A 4,103-nucleotide genomic window follows, 5' to 3' on the forward strand; every position below is an offset into this window, starting at 1 on the left:
TTTCAACCTCTCTCCATGTGAAGAAAGAAATTATCCGGTATTAGCTCACGTTTCCGCAAGTTATCCCAGTCTTACAGGCAGGTTGCCCACGTGTTACTCACCCGTCCGCCGCTCATCTTCAGGGAGCAAGCTCCCATTCGATGCGCTCGACTTGCATGTATTAGGCACGCCGCCAGCGTTCGTCCTGAGCCAGGATCAAACTCTCATAAATGAGAGAAGTTTGTGTTCCTTCTCAATAGCTGGCAATGGTTTAAAACCATCTATCCAATATTTATTGACGTTCGTTTCGTTCAGTTTTCAAAGATCAAACTTTCAACCGCCTCATTGGCGACTAAATTAGAATAACACTAATTAATAGTTTCGTCAACACTTTTTTAGAAAATATTATTCTTAATCAACATTTTGTTTTCTGACGGTATGGCTATACTATCACCATAATGCTTAGTCGTCAAGCTTTTATACAACATCCAATTTTGTCTATTGTTATTTTACAAAAGTAATGAATCTGTCGATTATCAACCGATAGATCTATTGCTATATTTGCTATACTATTATTCCCACTCTTCTTTAACGATACCTAATATTAAATTAATGATAATGAGCGTGGTGTCACAACGATTGGCGATGGACAACTTATGGATTTATCTATGTGCCAGAACAAGCTTTTGATGCCGAAGCCTACTCAATCATGTATGTGACATTTGACGAACTGAAAAACAAAGATAAAAGCTGTTGATAACACATATTTTATAAGATCTTCTTCACTGACCACCTATCAAGGATTTTGTAACGAGTTATTATGGTCAACCAACGTAAACAAGTACAATGAGAGTCTGCAAACTACAATATTTTTGCTATAATAAAAGTAATTCCTTAATTTTCCAACATAATATGATATACTAAATAGTAGTTATAGGACTATTTTAGTATGGAAATCGAGGTGTAATTATGAGATATGAAACTACGCCAGAAGCAGTATTGGAGAATAATTTAATAAAGCAGTTAGTTAACGGTGAATCGCAGTGGACTTATCGTAAAGATTTGCGTACGGAAGCGGATTTGTGGAACAACTTTAGAGAAAAATTGGAAAACAATAATAAAGATGTTCTGGATGAAGTCCCCTTAACAGAACAGGAATTTCACCAGATTCGAAACCAATTAAATTTTGTGAATTTCTATGAAGCAGCACGTTGGTTGTCAGGTGAAAATGGGATTGCAAAGGTCCAAGTACAGCGGGAAGACGCAACTCTCGGTACCATTCGATTGCGAGTGCTAAATCGAGCGGATATTGCTGGAGGAATGTCATCCTACGAATTAATCAATCAATTTCACAGTTCAAAACGGACGTTAGAAGATCGAAATCGTCGTTTTGATGTCACACTATTGATTAATGGATTACCCATGATACATATTGAATTGAAAAATCGGACTCACCCATATATGGATGCTTTCCGCCAAATTAAGAAATACTTAAAAGAAGGAATGTTCACGGGTATTTATTCTTGTCTACAAATGTTTGTGATAACAAATGGAACAGATACTCGCTATATTGCTACAGCGTTAGATACTAAATTAAATGAACAATTTCTAACCAAATGGGTGGATAAGAAAAATAAACCTGTTGATGATTATTTAGAATTCGCACGTGATGTCTTATCGATTCCTCAAGCACACAAGATGGTGACACAATATACGGTCATAGACAGTGAAAAAAAAGCCTTAATTCTATTGCGTCCATACCAGATTCATGCAATTGAAGCGGTTAAGGAAGCGTCTAAACGGCAAGAATCGGGCTATATTTGGCACACTACGGGTTCAGGTAAAACACTAACCTCATATAAGGTAGCTCGCAATCTTTTACAAATTCCATCGATTCAAAAGACCATCTTTATTGTCGACCGAGTGGACTTAGATCAACAAACCACCTCTTCATTTACTTCCTATGCTGAAAATGATGTGATTGAGATTGATGAGACGGATAATGTGAATGATTTGATTATGAAGCTATTATCGGATGATCGTACTGTTATTGTAACGACCATTCAAAAACTAAATTATGTGATGAAACGATTTAATGGGAAGGAACGGTCAACACGTTATCACACACTTACACAATTAAAAGTAGCTTTTGTGGTTGATGAATGTCATCGTGCTATCTCCCCGCAAAAGAAACAAGAAATTGAACAGTTCTTTGTACGTTCATTGTGGTATGGTTTTACCGGTACACCCATTTTTGCAGAAAATGCCAAACAAGCAATTGGCAACCTACCAAGGACAACAGAACAACAGTATGGCAAGAGATTGCACGAATATACAGTTAAAGAAGCGATTCATGATCAAGCTGTATTAGGATTTCAAATCGAATATAAGAGTACTTTTTCTGAAGAAGAATTAGATCAAGCGCTTATTCAATTACAAGGAGAAACTAACATCGACATCGATGCTATGGAAATATCCGCCAAAGAGGCTTTGTTACCAAAAGACATTTATGAAGATGAAAAACATATGCTGCAAGTGATGCATTCCATTATAAATAAATCACGACAAAAGCTAGGATTCAAAAAAGGTTCAGGGCAAACGTATGAAGCCATGTTAACGACTTCTTCTATCGCTCAGGCGCAACGCTATTACGATTTAATCAAAAGGATAAAAGCGGGTGAAACACCTATTCAAATTAGTGAGGAAACAAAACGTGTTCTACCTGATTTTCCTAAAGTAGCCATTACATATTCCATCTCAGAAAATGAAGAAGCTTCCTCGTTCAATCAAGAAAAGATGAAAGAATCCTTACGTGATTATAATGCGGAATTCGGTACAAGTTTTACATTACAAACGATTCGAGCATATAACAGTAATGTCAATGATCGCTTGGCACGGAAAAAAGAGAGATATTTTTCTCGTTCTGAACAATTGGACTTAGTGATTATCGTTGACCGATTATTAACAGGATTCGATGCACCTTGTCTATCTACATTGTTTATTGATCGGCTCCCAATGAAACCACATGATTTGATTCAGGCATTTTCTCGAACAAATCGTTTATTCGATAAGCCAAAGAAATATGGTCAAATCGTAACATTCCAAACACCGAAGACATTTGAAGAAAAGGTGAAACAAGCCTTGGTTTTGTATTCGAATGGTGGAGAAAATGATGTTTTAGCACCAGAGTGGGAGGAAACCAAACAAGATTTCCTAAAAGCTATACAAGAATTGCGTGAAGTGGCAGCTTCTCCAGAAGAAGTAGTGTTTCATCATATTCCTTTTTTGAAAAAATTTGCGAAGGCTTACCAATCTTTAGATAGGGCATTTTCTGCTGTACAAGTATATAGCGAATTTGATGAGAGTCAATTAGGAAGTGTTTTTCCCATTCAATTTAAAGAAATAGAAAACTATCAAGGAAAATATCATAATGCATTAGAAGTAATCAAAAGCGAAAAAAATAATGATCCATCTGAACCCATAGAAATTGATATTGAATACGAATTGGAATCTATAAAAACAGAAGAAATCAATTATGAGTATATCTTAATGCTTATTCAATCCTTTGTTCCCTCAGGGAAGGACGAATATGAGTTAATTCCTAATAAGGACGAGAAAGCCGTCACAGAAGTGAATAAATATATTGATGATTTAGGAAAGAACAATCCAAAATTAGCTGATTTAATGAAGCGATTATGGGATAATATCCAAGACAATCCTGAAGAATATCGTGACCAAAATGTTTCGGTATTGTTAGAAAATATGATTCAATCAACAAGTTATCAACTGATTGAGAATTTCGCCCAAAAGTGGTGTGTGAATGAAGATAATCTTGATTATGTCGTTTCCAATTACAATCCTAGTCTCAAACGACAAAATGGTGAATCAGAGCTTAAAGATACCAGTGATTATGGTAAGTATAAAGAAACAAATCATAATCCAGTAAGTAAATTGAAGTATTGGAAAACCGTGCGACAGGATTTGGATGAACTTATAACAAATGAACCCATATTCCGCGCCCCTTTAAAAGCCTAAAATCTTTTTTTGCAGGAATTCCCCCACGTCCTATCGAAGGGTAAGGGTATGAATACCGTGGGGTGATTGCAATGAATAATCCAATTCCG

At 36.0% G+C, this 4,103-nt stretch carries 1 protein-coding gene and 1 rRNA gene; one reads left to right on the forward strand and one right to left on the reverse strand.

What is annotated here, in order from left to right; translation table 11 throughout:
• Positions 1–211 (reverse strand): 16S ribosomal RNA (locus MUB24_RS22705); the annotation flags it as partial.
• 737 nt (positions 212–948) lie between these two features.
• Here MUB24_RS22705 and MUB24_RS22710 point away from each other — a divergent pair.
• Positions 949–4,014: a type I restriction endonuclease subunit R gene (locus MUB24_RS22710; RefSeq protein ID WP_244707977.1), complete on the forward strand. Its 3,066-nt coding sequence runs from the start codon at positions 949–951 to the stop codon at positions 4,012–4,014.
• Positions 4,015–4,103 lie beyond the last annotated feature (89 nt).

The organism is Lederbergia sp. NSJ-179 (genome assembly GCF_022867885.1).
GTDB lineage: Bacteria > Bacillota > Bacilli > Bacillales > Bacillaceae_C > Lederbergia.